Source organism: Streptosporangium sp. CA-135522 (assembly GCF_050949235.1).
In the GTDB taxonomy this organism is placed as follows: domain Bacteria; phylum Actinomycetota; class Actinomycetes; order Streptosporangiales; family Streptosporangiaceae; genus Streptosporangium.
In genome coordinates this window covers 285,617-300,732 of sequence record NZ_CP192026.1, presented here as the reverse complement: position 1 = coordinate 300,732, position 15,116 = coordinate 285,617, and the positions used below count along the sequence as shown (strand labels likewise).

Here is a 15,116-nt window from a genome sequence, read left to right as displayed (position 1 = left end):
CGCCACCACAACCGAGCAGGAGCGAACCGAGGACATGGACTGGAACGACGAGAACCTACCGCTGCCCGACGAACCGAAGTGGTGGCACGCCACCATCCACTTTCCCGGCGATGCCGGAGCGACCCCGAAGGCTGCGACCGCACTCGCGGCCGCGCTGTCCGGCTGGCGTTTCCACTTCCTGCGCAAGGAAGGCAATCTCCGGCTGCGCACCGAGAGGCCCGCTGCCGACCTGCTTGATCAGCTTGTCGCCGACGAGGTCGCGGCCGGTTGGGTTGGCGGCATCTACGAACCGGAGATCGAAACCTTCGGCGGCGAGCAGGGTATGGCCATCGCCCACGAGGTATGGTGCGCCGACAGCCCCGCGGCCTTGGCCGAGACCGGCAGCCCGTACGCCCGCGAGCGGTGCATCCTGCTGCTCTCCACCATGAACCGCGCGGCGGGCCTCGACCCGTTCGAGATCAGCGACGTGTGGGCGACATTCGGCAACCTCCGCCCGGCAATCGACCCACCGCAGGCGGCCTACCAGGCGTCTGCGATCACTGCCATGCGGCGCCTCGTACACGCCGACGCCGCCAAGCGGGACACTACCGAACCCGGCTGGCCTGACCGCGTCGCCGCGTTCGAGGACGCCGGCCGCCGCCTGGCCCAGCTCGCGACCAATGGGCAACTCCGGCGGGGGCTGCGCGCGGTCCTCGCCCACCATGCGATCTTCGCTTTCAACCGCGCGGCCACACCCGTGGCCGAGCAGGCTGCCGCGGCCTGGTTGGGCTGGAACGTCGCCTTCGGCGACGGCAACCCAGCCACCGTGTCTAGCAGTCAGTCCACACCTGTAACCCTTATTTTCAAGAGGATGGAGAGCACCATCACTACGACCGACCCCGCCGAGCTGCGCAACACCATGGTGGACAAGCTCACCGGCTCCGGCCACCTGCGCACCCCTGAGATCATCGACGCCTTCCGGGACGTCGAACGCCACCGGTTCATCCCCGAAGTCGAGGTCGTCGCCGCCTACGTCGATGACGCCGTGTCGGTGAAGAACGACCGGGACGGCGAGATGATCTCCTGCATCTCCGCGCCGTCGATCGTCGCCACCCAACTGGAGCAACTGGGCGCAGAGCCCGGCCACAATGTCCTGGAGGCCGGGGCGGCTACCGGCTACAACGCCGCTCTCCTCGGGCGGCTCGTCGCCCCCGGCGGCCGCGTGTGGACGGTGGACGTCGACACTGACCTCGTCAACACCGCCGCGAAGCATCTGGCCGCTGCTGGCGCGTCGAACGTGACCGCGCTGCTGGCCGATGGCGCGGCCGGTCTGCCCGAGCATGCCCCGTTCGATCGGATCCAGTTCACCGTGGGCGCCGGTGACATCCCCCTCCCCGTCCTGAATCAACTGGCCCCGGACGGCCGTCTCGTCATCCCGATGCGGATCCGCGGCAGTATCTCCCGCTCCTTCGCCTTCGAGCGCGACGGCGATGGCGAGACCTGGAAGACCGTCTCCTGCGAGATGGCCACGTTCGTCCCGCTGCGTAAGGGCGTGTGTGATGACGTCCGTACGGTGGTCCCCATGGCCGGGGAGGGCAATGTCCGGCTGGAAATCTACGGTGAGCAGCTCGTGGACCGGGAGGCGATGCGGACCGTCCTGGACGAGCCCTCCCACCAGGTCTACACGGGCGTGAAGTTCCGGCAGGGTTCAGCCTGGGAGTGGGTCTATCTGTGGCTGGCGTGCGTCCTGCCCAACGGCTTGTCTCGGGTACCTGGCCGGCGGCCCGGGTTCACCCCGCATTTCGGGTGGGGTTCGATGGCGGCGCTCGACGGCGACAGCCTGGCCTATCTGACCGTCCGCGAGGGTGAAGACACCGTGGGCCGGTTCTGGGAGATCGGCGTCATCGGTCACGGCCCGCGCGCCGCCGACCTCGCCGAGCAGGTCGCCGCCGCGATCCAGGAATGGGACCGCGACTACGGCAACGACGCCCCGGCCCCCGGCTTCCGCATGGCCACGGCCGCCAACCGCGACCTACTGAAGGCCGCTGACTCACGCTTCGTCATCGACAAGACCAACAGCCGACTCGTCATCGACTGGCCGTAGAAGGAGAGCAGCGTGATGAGCCCTGCGATCGCCACCCGTATCCCGCTGGTCTGCCGACCCAAACCCCCCGGGCTTCCACTGGACAAGCGCATTGCAGAGCTCACCGCGCTGACCGCCGAAACACCCGGCGCGGACCACTCCAAGCGGGTGGCCCGCGCCTGCGGTGTCCTCAACTTCTCCGCGCTCATCGCCTCCGACAGCGGCATGCCCGACCTGGCAGCCGAACTGTGCTGGCGGCAGCACAAGGTCTTCGCCGAAGCCGAGAGCCTGGACCAGGACATCGCCGTGATGTCGCTGATGCCGCTGGTGAACATCGCCCGGCTCCTGATCCGTGAAGGTGAAGGTAGCGCTGCCTTCGCGGTGCTGCAGCAGTTGTACCGGGCCGCCGAGCAGCGCGGCGCCACCGTCATCCGCGATCACGCCGTCGACCTGTCGCCGTTGATCCGGACCGTCGCAGACCACCGCACGATCTGTACGGAGCTGTGGGTCGCCCTGCTGATCGACGGCGCCAGAGCCCTCGCGAGCGTCGGCCGTTGGACCGAGGCAGCCGAATCCATGGCCGCGCACCGCGGCGTCGGTCAGCGGCTTCTCGACGGCCGCCAGCTCACGATCATGTCGCTGATGGAACAGGGCCTCCCGCGGCAGGCCACCACCATGATCGACTCCAGCGTTCCCACAGAGCCCTGGGAGAACGCCGTCGCCGCCATCCTGCGCGTCTACTGCCGTCCTCCGACCACGCCAACACCACAGGACGAACTGGACCATACGGGGCGGGAAACTCTCGCGCTGATCACCGATCCCGACCCGATGACCGCAGCGTTCCGGACTCGGCTCGCCCTGACCATGCTCGACCTGACCGCCGACCGACCCACGGCATATGACTTCGACCTGCGGTCCACTGTCGTCGGCCTGGCCTGCACGGACGCCTACGCTGCCCGAGAGGTCATGGGGCACCACGGGATGCGCTCCCGCATGACCCCGCAGCAGGAACAGGAAGTCTCCGGCGTGCTCACCGCCTCGGGGTTCGGCGCCGGGCACCTCCCAGCAGCCCACCTGGATGCCCTCACTGCCGCAGTCCGTCACGGCGAGGACAGCTTGCGTGCCCTGCTTGCCGAGCTACGCGGAGCGGCCTGAGCCGACCTATGTCAATCCCCTGAAACAGAGCTTGGTCGTGGTCCTCGACCTGTTCAGCGGTGTAGTTGAACGATCTTGCCCAGCGGAGTGACCGTGGTGTCATGGACCGACAAGCTGTTGAGGCTCTGAACGAGGACCTTGCGGAGTTCGCCGCTGACATCTTCACCTACCTCGCCTACCGAGGCCAACGCGACTACGGCCAGCAGTACCTGCGCGGGCTGATGCTCGACGGAAAGCGAAAGTCGGTGGAGCCGATGGCCGTCCGGTTGGGTCTGCCCCGGCAGAACCTCGGCCACTTCGTCGCTCAGTCCACCTGGGAATACACCGAAGTGATGCGGCGCATCGCCGCGCGTGCGGTCTCGGTGATCGATCCGGCGGCATGGCTGATCGACGATCATCCGTTCGTTCGTTCGTTACGGCCACGGCACCGCCGGAGCGATCGTGCAGCACTGCGGGGAACGCGAGCAGCACCTGTGCCAGGTCGCGGTCTCGGTCCATGCGGTGTCCGAAACCGGTTCCACCCCGCTGCACTGGCGGTTGTTCATCCCGCAGGTATGGGCCGACGATCCTGAACGTCGCACGAAGACAGGGATCCCGCCCTCGCTCACGCACCGGACCAAACAGCAGATAGCGCTGGAGCTCCTGGACGAGGTCGCCGAATGGGGGCTGAGGCCGCCCGTGGTCGTCGCCGACAGCGACTACGGCACCAACGTCGCGTTCCGCAACGGGCTCACCGAACGCGGGATCCGCTGGCTGGTGGCGGTCAACGGTGACACGACGGTCCTGCCGGTCACAGGAGTGCCGGTCACCGCCTGGGCCAAGCGGCGGCCGGCCATCGGGGCCAGTGAGCTGGCCCGCGTCAACCAGGGCAGGGCCCGCCGGTTCGTCTATCGCGCGAAGACGCCGGATCATCCTGCTCGCTGCGGGTGGTTCGCCGCGATCCCCGTCCATATCGCCGGAATCATCGAACGAGGCCACATCGCCTCCACCGGGCAGCGCCTTCTGCCCGAACGCACGCTGCTGGTCCGATGGCGGCGCAAGCACGACGCTGAACCGTTTCGCGCCTGGATCACCGACCTGCCCTCCGACAGTCCGCTGGCTGCCCTCGTCCGACACGCGACCGGCCGTTGGTGCGTCGAGACCGATTACCGCGAGATGGAACAGGCACTGGGGCTGGGCGACTACGAAGGCCGGACCTATGCCGGGTTTCACCACCATGTCGCCCTGGTCTCGGCAGCGCATCTGTTCTGCCTGGAACAGCGTCTCAACCCAAAAGGAACGGACACGGTCTGAACCTGTACCAGGTCGTGTCCCGCCTCCAGGCTTTACTGATCGCGATGCTGGCGCGATGCCCCGCCTGCCATCGTGATCCATACGACCTCGTCGACCTTGGTCGAGGACCATGACCAAGCTCTGTGAAAGCGTGGAGACGATCACGTAATCGAGGTCAACCGGCCCGACCGCGCCACCCGTCGCCAGCGTGGCAAGACCGACGCTCTCGATGCGGAAAGTGCCGCTCGCGCGGTCCTGTCCGGACGGACCACAGCCGTGGCCAAGTCCGGCGACGGGGCCGTGGAGATGCTGCGCATGGTCAAAGTCGCCAAGGAATCAGCCGTCAAGGCCCGCATGCAGGCCATCAACCAGCTGCGGGCCGTTTTGGTGCACGCCGACCCGTGTCTGCACGAATCCCTGACCAGGCTCGGCCCGGTCGCGCTGATGCGCCGCTGCGCGGAACTGCCCGAAGCCGGGATGCACGACATCCATACCGCCGCCACCGCCGTGCTGCGCACTCTGGCTCGTCGTGTTCTGGCGCTGACCGAGGAGATCCGCGCCCATCAGCAGCGTATGACCGTCATCATCGCCGATTGCGCTCCGCGACTGCTGGAGCGCCACGGGATCGGCCCGGACACCGCCGCAACACTGTTGATCACTGCGGGCGACAATCCTGACCGGCTGGCCAGCGAGGCCGCCTTCGCCGCTCTGCGCGGGGTCAACCCGATCGAGGCCTCCTCCGGCAAGACCACCCGCCACCGACTCAACCGCGGCGATCGACGCGCCAACAGCGCGCTCTACCTCATCGTTCTCGCCCGGCTGAGCCGTGACCAGCGCACCCGCGACTACGCCGAACGCCGCACCACCGAAGGCAAATCAAAGAAAGAGATCATCCGCTGCCTTAAGCGCTACGTCGCCCGCGAGGTCTTCCCGATCATCCTTGCAGCCCTGTCACCAGCATCAACCTCGACCATCGCTGCTTGACAACCATAGGGGCGTCATCGCGCTCCATCTCCAGCTCGGCGCGTTCCTTGGCCCATTCGGCCCGCTGCCGGCGCAGCCGGGCGAGTTCCTCCCGCTCGAACTCGGCCAGCTCACCACCGTTGGTGTCCTACTCGCGGGCCAGCCGGTCCATCTGCACCCAGTTGGCCATCGTGCCCGCATTGATGCCCAGATCCTTGGCGACCTGCGCAATCGACTTACCTGTCTCCCACACGATACGCACCGCGCCCGCGCGGAACTCCGGATCGAACCTGCGTCTGGTCTCTCCCACGACCCAACCTTCTCCTTAGGTCAGGTCTCCACGCTAGAAGGGGAAGTCCAAGGTTGACATTCGGGACATTTCACGTATTTTGCCTTCCCTGCCGATACGCGTCTGCTCGGGAATGCAACAATTCGATCTCTGACTGCCGCTCCTGTATTGATCGACACCTTTGGATGGATTTATTTTTGCCTTTCATCTTCTCGTTTTATAGGTGGAAGCATGCGTCCGGACCGGGAGCCTTGGCCGATCTCATGGGTGGCCGTACGGACTATGCTGCGGCCCCTGTTTGTGCTGCACTCGCAGGCTTGCACAAGGAAGCAATGACGAGTGAACTGCCCGCGAGAGGGCGACAAGTACGCGTTGACGGCGCGCTGGTGACGGTAAGGGATGCCGACTGGGCCGGAGACGGTTCGATCGAACTCTTCGTCATCGACGCCGAGGGCCAGCCGCGACGCCTCTTATTATCTGAACAGCAATTAGTCAAGGGACTTATCCCCACTAATGACCGCGGCGGCCATCCCGAACGCGCGCTGACGGCCTTATGGGGACGATGGATGCAGCACGCGCTCCCGCGTATCCGATCAGCCGTCCTGGCCACCCGTCCACTGCGCCCGTACGCTCACCAGGACGAAGCCGTCCACGGGCACATGCTTAGCCAGCCCCGCCTGCGGTTCCTGTTGGCCGATGAGCCCGGGACCGGAAAAACGATCATGGCGGGGATGTATCTCACCGAGGGGCGACGGCAAGGACTCATACAGGGCCGATCATTGATCATCGTGCCGGCGCACCTGGTTATCAAATGGGAGCGAGACCTGCAGCGACTGTTCGGCGTGGAGGCTCGTCGAATCACCACCGAGATCGCCGCCGACCCTGCGGATCTCGACCCCCGCTACGACACTTGGCTGATCTCAGTCGACCTGTTCACTCATAACCCAGACGTGCGCCGCAAGGTGGCTGGGCACCGCGCCTCCTGGTCCTTGATCATCTTTGACGAGGCGCACCGTCTGACCCCCACCAGCCAACTCCTTGCTGCAGCACGCGAGGCGGCGGCGAGGACTCATCACCTGCTGCTGCTCACCGCCACCCCTCACCGCGGCAAGGAGCACTATTTTCGCGGCCTGATGAATTTGCTGGATCCGACGCTGTACCCGTGGGAGCCGCGCCAGAGCGACTACGACATCGCGCTAGTACCTAGCAAGCTTTCTTTTCTACGACGGATGAAAGAGGATCTGGTCGACCACGACGGCAACCAGCTCTTCCCCCGCCGCTTCTCCAAGACGATCCCCGTCCGTCTCAACCCGTACGAGGAAGCGGCCTACGACGCCGTAATGGACTACGTCGACGCCTTCTACGCCGACAACGCCACCCTGGCCCGCTCCATCTACGGCAAGCGGGCGGCATCCAGCTTGTACGCCGTCACGCAGACGATTCGTCGCCGCGAAGCCGCCCTTAAGGGGGCCGCGCACGAACGCAGTACCGTCGTAGTACCCGATGATCTCCTCACAGCTGACGGCTTAGGAGCAGCTGCCGACGACGACGACACCTGGGCACGCGCAGAAAGCGCTCTCGTCACCTCCAGAACACGCGACAAGAGCGCTGAACTTTCTCGTGTCGCCACCGTCCTGGAGACGCTGCGCCAGGCCGAAGTGGCAGCCTCTCCGGCCAAATGGCAGGCACTCCTAACGCTGCTCGACCAGCACAACATCCGCCACAAGCACGGACAACTGCTGGTCTTCACCGAGTTCGCGGACACCGCCCGATGGTTACTCGCACGATTTACTGCGGCGGACTTCAGCGCCGACATCCTGGAAGGTGCCGTCGACCACCGCAGCCGGGACTCACTCCAGGAGCGGTTCCTTGCCGGACAATTCCAAGTCCTGGTGTCCACGGACGCGGGCGGGGAAGGCATCGACCTGCAATCGGCTCACGTCATGGTCGATTGGGACCTGCCCTGGTCGATGGTGCGCCTCGAACAGCGGATGGGGCGCCTGCACCGGGTCGGCCAACGCAACCCGGTCCACGTCTACCACCTGGTCGCCCCGCACACCCGCGAGGGCCGCGTCCAAGAGGTCATGTTGAATAACCTCGAAAGCGCAGCCGAAGCGCTAGAGGGGAAGCTGTACGACCTACTGGACGCCACTTCTTTCAGCGCTGGCTTCGACTGGGGGAAGGCGATGGTCGACGCCCAGAGCGGGCGGCATGTCACCATCCCCGAAGCCGCCGCGCTCATCGAGACCGCTCGCGTCCTGGTCGCAGATGAACGCTCGCTGAGCACGCCAGCCAAGGTTGGCGACGCGTTGGAGCGTTTCGCCGCTGACCGGCTGGAGGCGATCAATCCGGTCATCGTCGATGCGATGGTCGACCAGCTTGCCCGCAGCTGCAGTTGGAACATCGGGCCAGGCCCGGCAAAGGGAATCCGCCTGCTCACCGTTGCCGACAAGGGGAAGCTTCCCGAGTCGCTTAGCGGCGGCAGCCACGCGTACATCGCCGCTGACGGCGCCTCGGTGCGCCAGGCAATCAATGATGGCGCGGCTGGGCTGGACGACGTTATCGTCCTGGGGCCGACCGAGGATCCCTTTCAGCAACTCATCGCGCACGCACTCTCCACAGGAGAGGAAGACCTGGTCCGCGGCGCAGCCCTCGTCGACAGCGCTGCACTCACTTCGTATGTGCTGGCCCTGTTCGACGCTGACATCCAACTCCATGACGGTGCCACTCGCGCCACCCGTAAGGCCCCGCTGCTCATCCGCTGCTCGGCTGGTCAAGCCCTACCCGTGGCGTGGGAGTCGCTTCTCACCCTGCGCAGTCCGGATCCGAATGGCCCACCACCGGCAGGGCTCACCTCGTTGTCGCCAGCTACCCGCCACGATGCCACTGAAGCGGCCAAGAGCGAATTACGCACCCAGGTTGCTGCCTTGGTCACCGAGCGTCAAGCGTGGATCAAAGCCGCCAAGCAGCAACTGGACGCTACGCAATACCGGTTCGAGGAATCCATCGCCGACCGACCACTCCTCGACCGCACCCAGTTGCTGAGGCAATTCACGGTTGCCAAGGACCAGCGCTTGGCCGTACTAAAGGACATCGCCCAGGTCAACAGCAGCGCCGTGCGACTGGTCGGCTGGGTCGCGGTCACTGGCGGCGCCCGCGTGGATCAACTGGGCTATGACCCAGACGCCGAGAAGGTCGCGATCTCTGTAGTCGTCTCCGAACTGGAACGACGCGGCTACGAGGTCGACGACCGGCAGACCGCCGGTCTCGGTTATGACCTATACGCGCGGCATCGCACTACCCGCGAGCAACGCCTGGTCGAGGTCAAGGGAGTGCAAGGACCGCTGCGCGCGGTGTGGCTGGAGCAGAACGAATGGGCCCAGGCTCAGCAGCGCGGCAGCGAGTACTGGCTTTATGTCGTGGACTCATGCGCCACTACACCAACTGTCCGGCTCCGCCAACAAGATCCTGCCGCCGTGCTTGGTGGCCCGCGACGTATCGAACGCTTCCAGATCCCCCTTTCCGAGCTCAAGCGACTGATCGGAGCCCAGGCATGAGCACCTCCCCGACCGTCACCGCCGGGAGGAGCAGCACCGGTGGCTTAGCCGATCAGGCTGTAACACCTGTTCGCCTGATCGACACCTGGTTTCCCTGCCCTGAAGTGGACGAAGCAGTTGGCACTCCCGCCGGATCGGGTCTCAGCGAGAAGGCGCTGTTCACCTGGTTCGCCTCCCGGCCTATCGCGCAGGCCCGTGCCGCCGTGTTGTGCTCACTCCTACCCGACACCCCGGAGAACCGCACCGACATCCAAACAGCTGTCCTTAAGGGTGAAAAGGCAGCGATGCTACGCCTACGCAACCGCATCTCCGAACAGTACGGGGCCAGGCCGCCCGTCGTGCTCGATATCTTTTCCGGCCGGGGAATCATCTCGCTGGAAGCAACCCGCGCCGGGGCCACAGCTGTCGGTACTGACCTCTCTCCGATCGCGACCCTCGCCGGACGTTTGCTCGCCGACTACCCCCTGCGCGATTGGTCCGCTGAGCCGCCGCTGCCATACACACTCCCAGCGAACATCCCGGAAGAGGAAGCAGAACCCACCGCAGCGAACAGTAAGCGGCGAGAGCAAGCGGCAGAGGCACAACTGGGGCTCGATGGCCTGGTCGGAGAGCCACGTCTGCTCAGTGATGTGCGGACCATCCTGGCTGAGGTTGGAAACCGTGTCGCTGATCTTGTGTGGCCGATCTATCCGGGTAACCCTGTGCTCGACGGTCTGCTCCCGTGGGCTTACCTGTGGGCCGTAACCATCCCATGCGATGGCTGCAGCCGTCGCTTCCCGCTCATCAGCTCAATGGTCCTGCGGCATCCCTACGCCCGCACCAGCGACGCCGGTCAAGCCTTGGAACTGATCGTCGGCGAGAAAGAATGGCACCCGCGTGTCAACGCCGGCCTTCCACAACAGCAACCGACTTTTGCCGCCCCAGCAGGCAAGCGCGGTAAGTCCGCACGCTGCCCGTACCCCAACTGTGGTCACGTTCACAACCTGGATGTGATCAAGGCGAAAGGGTTTGCAGGCCAGTACACCGACGCGATGGTGGCTGTGGCTGAGGTAGATCCCGACACCAACCGAAAGGTATTCCGAGCCCCGTTTCCCGCGGAGGTTGAGGCCGCCGCGCTAGCTGCAGAACTGACGCCTACCTCTCTGTTCCAGGAGCTGGAGGTTTTCCCGAACGAGAAAATCCCCAAGACCGCCGGCGTCGATGCCCGACAGTACGGGTATCTCACCTACGGATCGCTGATGCACTCACGGCAAGCGGTGCTGTTCTCCACCACCGCGAAGGTCATCGCCGAGTTGCACCGTGAGTTATGCGAGGTGGTCAGCCACGACTACGCCGCAGCGCTGTGCTCATACGCAGCGTCCAACGTTGCCCGGCAACTACGGCGGGCAACCCGCGGCTCACGCAAGGAAAGCCGCGGGAAATCTGATGGCTCAGAACAGAACCGTGTCTACTCGGGCGACGTCTTCACCAACCAGAGCACCATCACCCACGCCTTCGACTACATCGAAGCAGGACCAGGTGCAGGACCGGGAACTTGGCGCTCGGTGTCCTCCAGCCTGGTGAACGCGCTCCGTAAAGTGCTTCTTGAAAATCAGTTCATGACACCGCCCGCGCGCCTGCGCCGCGCCTCCGCAGTGGCCCTGCCGTTCCGCGACGCCACAGTCGATGCGATCGTGACAGACCCCCCTTACTACGACATGATCGCGTACGCGGACTCCTCGGACTTGTCCTACGTCTGGTTCAAACGTGCCTTGCGGGAAGCCGTTCCGGATCTCTTCGATGGGTCTCTCGATGGCAAGGACGGGCTCCAGGACAAAGCCGAAGAGATCATCGTCAAAGGGCGCGGCGCCAAGGGGCGGGGTGACCATCGCACAAAGGAATTCTACGAGTCGATGCTGGCCCGCTCCTTTACTGAAGCCCGGCGTGTACTCAAGGCTAACGGACACATGACCGTCATCTTCGGTCACTCTGACCCCGAAGCCTGGAAACGACTGCTGGCCGCTCTGACAGATGCCGGTTTCGTGGTCACCTCCTCCTGGCCCTCACGCACCGAGACGGCTGTCACGGGTGTCGCAACTATTTCCGTGACTGTTTCCATCGGTGCGCGAGTCGCTCCACCCAACCGTCCCATTGGTATTGCAGCACAGGTTGACGCTGAGGTGATCTCTCAGGTGAAAACGCGCTGCCGCAGCTGGGATGACGATGGACTAGCTCTCGATGACCAACTCATGGCCTCCTATGGAGCGGCCCTTCAAATAGTTGGCCGCTACAGCAAGGTCATCACGCCAGACGGGACTGGTGTATCTCTGGAGCACTATATGACCTTGGCCCGCCGTGCCGTCCGTGATGCAGTCGCCCTGCGGCTAGACGAATCGCCGCTTGAGATCTTCGACCCGCACACTCGTCTGGCGATTTTCTGGCATGAAGTTCATGGCCGCATGGACGTCCCTAAGGGAGAAGCTCGCTTCTTCGCCCAATCCGATGCGTTGCGGATAGAGGATCTACGCGGCCCCATCCTCACCGAGACCAAGGCAGGATATCGGCTTCGCCATGACGACCCCGGAGAGCTCACCCCCGCTTCCAGCACTTATGAGGTTGTTCGTGGACTCGCGGCGAGATGGGCCGAGGGAACCGATGCCGCCGCCGCATGCCTCACAGCTGCGGAGCGCCCCCCAACCGATGCACAAATCTGGGCGCTAGTCGACTGGCTGGCCACCAAACTGCCTGCCTCTGACCCGGTCAGAGTCGCCTTGGCAGCGGTGAAGCGTAACCGCGCGGCCATCCAAGCCACCTCCGCCATCAGCGGCACCACACGCGTAGCGCCTACCCCCCTCAGCTTGTTCGAGGAGACCTCGTGACCGGACCCGCTCACGACGCTCATTGGGTCGACGTCCTCAAACTGCGCGACGAAGTCCGCCGCACCGATGGCTCGGTAGGTGAACTGCAGATGAGCCTGGCAAAGGCCGTCTACCAAACTGTTCCGGTCCCCTATGCCAAATGCACTTACTACACCGACATCACACAGCCCACCCCCTTGCTGGTGGGCTTTCTAGGCCGGGTTGCCCGCCGACTCGGTGTACAAGGTGTTGAGGCCAAGGCCTGCTTTCATCTTGACCAGGGCATGGGCGGAGGAAAAAGCCATGCACTTGTCGGTATCTGGCATCTGATCAACAGTTCCGAGTCGTTCCTCGCCACCGACCTTGGGCATGCTGTAGCGGCCGAAGCAACCGCTGGTGGGCATGAGCTGGATCTCAGCGCGGTCGTCCCGATCATGCTCATCGGTGACTCAATGTCCCCCGGGAAAACCGATCCTCGATTCGGACCGGCCACTGACCTGTTCGGGCGATTCCTGTGGCTGCTATTCGACAGGCACTCCGACCGCATGGGCCGCTGGCAGCACTACGTCGCTCTCGGTGCCAACAAGGCAACTCTTCAGGCCGCCTTCTCTGAAATCGACCGCCCTGTGCTGGTCGTTATCGACGAGCTCATGGACTACGCGATGATGTTGTCCGACCAGGACGCCATCGATGGCCTGCCCGGGGAACAAGCCTTTCTCAACGCTCTTGCCGACGCTGTCGATGATCAGCCTCACGTCGCACTAATCGTGGTGGTCATTCGCAGTGACGAGGACCAAGCCGGCTACCACCCGGCTGCCGAAGAGATGCGCGAGTACGTGACGGCCCGGCTGCGGCGTAACGGCGAGACCGTCACGGTCACCGAGCCTGCCGACTTCGCACAGATCATCCGCCGTCGTCTGTTCGCCAGCGGCAAAGGCGACGAGGTCGCCCGGAGTACCGCCGCCGCCTACCTTGCCGCCGCTGACGAGACGTGGTCCAAAGAGGTCTACGGCAAGCTCGGTTCCGCCCGTACGCTCACCAGCCTCCCCGACCGGATCGTCGAGACCTACCCTTTCCACCCTGACCTCTTCGAGCTGGTCGCCAAGGAATGGTCGGTCGTCCAAGCCTTCCAGCGGGTCCGCTCCACCGTCGATATCTTTGCTCGCACGGTTCTGCACTGGGCGACCGAGCGCGAAGCGGGACGGTGGGCACCCGAGTTGATCGGCCCTGGAGACATTCCTCTGCACACCGACGCCTTGGAGGCGCTGTTGTCTTCTGGTGTGCTGGCTGGCAGCAGCCGCGCTATCCAGGGCTTTCGCGCGGTTGCCAATACTGACATCGTTCGCTCTGGTGGAGGAGGCGGCACAGCCTTCACCTTGGATACCGCTCTCGCTACCAACGGCGTGTTGGTCGGCCAACCAGCACCCGCCATACGGATGGCGACCGCGTGCTTCGCATACAGCCTGGTTCCTCGGGCCCAGGCCGCCCGAGGGGCAACCAAGCCCGAACTGATAGCCGCCATCGCTGGCCCGGACGTGCAGTACGTGGCCGCTGAAGAAGTCTTCAACGCTCTCACCGCCAGCCCTGTTCAGGGCGGCCTTGGCGCCTTGGAACGGGCACGCCCGGCCCAGGGCAAAGGGCCAGAACGGTTCTACCTCTCCATCAAGCAGACGCTGAACATGTACCACGCCAACGCCACAGCCATGGTTAGCAACGATCTGGCGCTGGATCGTGTATGGAAGCGTGCTCAGCGATTAGCCAGCAAGGGAGCATTCAGCAGGTTGCATTTCGCTGAGCGGTCCATTGGGGGCGACGTCTCCGCTGCTGGGTGCTTCTCGGGGATCGACGGCCAAGAGAACCGTCTTGTTGTGCTCGACCCACGCCGGTGGAGCCTGCTCAACGGCCGCGATGCCGATACCCGTATCGACCTCGACATCGCCTTCGGCGTCACGGCCGGGCTTAGCGCCACCTATGCAGCCTCCATGGTGGCCGCCATGGTGAACACACAGCGTCGCACCCGAGCACGCGATCGAGCCCGGGACCTAATCGCTTGGGAGACTGTTGTCGCCCAACTCGATCCAGCCGCAGAAGAGTACCCCGAGGCGTGCGCACGCAGAGACGAGGCCCGGACCAAGCTCGACGCTGATGTTAAGTGGGCCTATCAGCACTACGCCTACCTTCTGCGCACCGCCGACGGTCTGACGGTGCAGTACAAGACGATGCCCGATGGTAGGAGCGCCCTGGTGGGGCAGGAGGTGTGGAATGACCTTGTCGCGGTCCGCCGTGCCGTCGCGGCTGGAGCACTAGCGCCCGAGTACGTCAGCCAACTGATCGCCGGCGGAACTTTTGGACGCGACCTCACCCCTATTGAGCTTTTCGCACTCCCCTACAGTGATCCCACCTGGCCGCTGGTTGCCACCGTTGATGACCTGCGCCAAGCTCTGTTCGGCCTGGCTACCAGCACCGAATGGATGCTGACCGACAGCGACGGCAATGAGATTCGCCCCGCCAGCCCCAGCCAAATTCAGCCCGCATCGATGCAGCAATTGCTCCGCCCACGTCCGGTGCTGTCGCCCCAACCTTCATCCACGTTCCCCATTCCAGTATCTGGACGCGGTGGTGGGTCGAGTCAGGGCGTGAGCAAGTTGACCGGCGGATACGCAGGTGCAAATCCTGTCCCTTCATCGCAGGCAGAGACTGAAGCGACGACCTACGAGGTGACGAAAGTCAGGATGCCGCTGTCGTCGCTTACCAACGATGCGAAACGCGAAGCCGTGTGGGGGCTCATCCGCGAACTCGCCTCTCTCGTCGACCCGGCAAGGACGACTGTCGATCTCCAGATGCTCGGGTTGGAGATCACCGTGACGGCCCGGACGAGGGATACCAGTTCGCTCTTGTCCAAAGCGAAACTGCTGCCTGGCGTCACCTTCTCCATTGAGGAGGAGGATCTCTAACTCGTCGGTGACGCATCCACACGAATG

8 protein-coding genes and 1 pseudogene are annotated in these 15,116 nt (G+C 64.5%); 8 read left to right on the top strand and 1 reads right to left on the bottom strand.

Going from position 1 to position 15,116, the window contains the following annotated elements; all coding sequences use genetic code 11:
* Positions 1-34 precede the first annotated feature (34 nt).
* The 5 genes and pseudogenes from fxlM (at position 35) to ACQPYK_RS01480 (ending at position 5,473) form a co-directional block, all read left to right on the top strand.
* On the top strand, positions 35-2,083 hold the full coding sequence (gene fxlM, locus ACQPYK_RS01500) for a methyltransferase, FxLD system (protein ID WP_433248973.1): 2,049 nt from the start codon (positions 35-37) through the stop codon (positions 2,081-2,083).
* 15 nt (positions 2,084-2,098) lie between these two features.
* On the top strand, positions 2,099-3,217 hold the full coding sequence (locus tag ACQPYK_RS01495) for a hypothetical protein (protein WP_433248970.1): 1,119 nt from the start codon (positions 2,099-2,101) through the stop codon (positions 3,215-3,217).
* Between the two features lie 101 nt (positions 3,218-3,318).
* Positions 3,319-3,570: pseudogene (locus ACQPYK_RS01490) on the top strand (transposase); the annotation flags it as partial.
* Between the two features lie 88 nt (positions 3,571-3,658).
* A complete protein-coding gene (locus ACQPYK_RS01485; protein ID WP_433248968.1) occupies positions 3,659-4,510 on the top strand; it encodes an IS701 family transposase in 852 nt (283 codons plus the stop codon).
* Positions 4,511-4,657: 147 nt separating this feature from the next.
* Positions 4,658-5,473, top strand: coding sequence for a transposase (locus ACQPYK_RS01480; protein WP_433258669.1), 816 nt, complete (start codon positions 4,658-4,660; stop codon positions 5,471-5,473).
* Between the two features lie 127 nt (positions 5,474-5,600).
* On the opposite strand, the gene ACQPYK_RS01475 is transcribed toward ACQPYK_RS01480, so the two are convergent.
* On the bottom strand, positions 5,601-5,762 hold the full coding sequence (locus ACQPYK_RS01475; protein ID WP_433248965.1) for a transposase: 162 nt from the start codon (positions 5,760-5,762) through the stop codon (positions 5,601-5,603).
* A gap of 311 nt (positions 5,763-6,073) precedes the next feature.
* Here ACQPYK_RS01475 and ACQPYK_RS01470 point away from each other — a divergent pair, with 311 nt between their 5' ends.
* Genes ACQPYK_RS01470 through ACQPYK_RS01460 form a run of 3 tightly spaced genes read left to right on the top strand, consistent with a single transcriptional unit; the run spans position 6,074 to position 15,089 of the window.
* Complete coding sequence (locus tag ACQPYK_RS01470; protein WP_433248962.1) at positions 6,074-9,298, top strand: helicase-related protein; 3,225 nt, start codon at positions 6,074-6,076, stop codon at positions 9,296-9,298.
* Positions 9,295-12,156 (top strand): hypothetical protein, encoded by a 2,862-nt coding sequence (locus ACQPYK_RS01465; protein ID WP_433248959.1) that lies wholly within the window; start codon positions 9,295-9,297, stop codon positions 12,154-12,156. Before ACQPYK_RS01470 ends, ACQPYK_RS01465 begins: the two co-directional genes overlap by 4 nt.
* Positions 12,153-15,089, top strand: a complete 2,937-nt coding sequence (locus ACQPYK_RS01460) for a DUF499 domain-containing protein (protein ID WP_433248956.1) — start codon at positions 12,153-12,155, stop codon at positions 15,087-15,089. The genes ACQPYK_RS01465 and ACQPYK_RS01460 overlap by 4 nt, the downstream gene beginning before the upstream one ends.
* Positions 15,090-15,116: the final 27 nt, after the last annotated feature.